This is a genomic window from Chromohalobacter sp. HP20-39, from assembly GCF_033052815.1.
Taxonomy (GTDB): Bacteria; Pseudomonadota; Gammaproteobacteria; order Pseudomonadales; family Halomonadaceae; genus Chromohalobacter.
Genome location: NZ_JAWHTP010000381.1, coordinates 1 through 325, shown reverse-complemented (window position 1 = coordinate 325; position 325 = coordinate 1). Strand labels below are relative to the sequence as shown.

The following is a 325-nucleotide window of genomic DNA, read 5'->3' as shown; positions in this document are numbered from 1 at the left end:
ACGGCACGGCGGCAGACATGGCCGAGGTTTTGAAGCGCGTCGACCGGCTGCTCGGAAAATTCTCTTTCACGATGGACCCCGCGCACACCGTCAAGTGCCTGCGTTCGATGGTGCGCGGCGCGTCCAAGCGGATGCGCGTCAGGCTCGCGATGGACGCGATCAATCCAGACCCATCATGGGGCGGAAGGTAACCATGAGCACACTCACCCGCTTCATGACCGCCGCGCAGGGCATCCTCGCCGCCAACGAAGAGAACCGCTCTTTCGAGAACGGCCAGCGCGTCAATCCATTCGTCTCAACGACTTGGTGCTTCGCAGAGATCGAC

The 325-nt window shown here is 62.2% G+C and carries 1 protein-coding gene; it reads left to right on the top strand.

Annotated elements, in window-relative coordinates; genetic code table 11:
• On the top strand, positions 1-191 hold a 191-nt coding region (locus RVY79_RS18465), incomplete at its 5' end, for a hypothetical protein (RefSeq protein ID WP_317465999.1).
• Between the last annotated feature and the right edge of the window lie 134 nt (positions 192-325).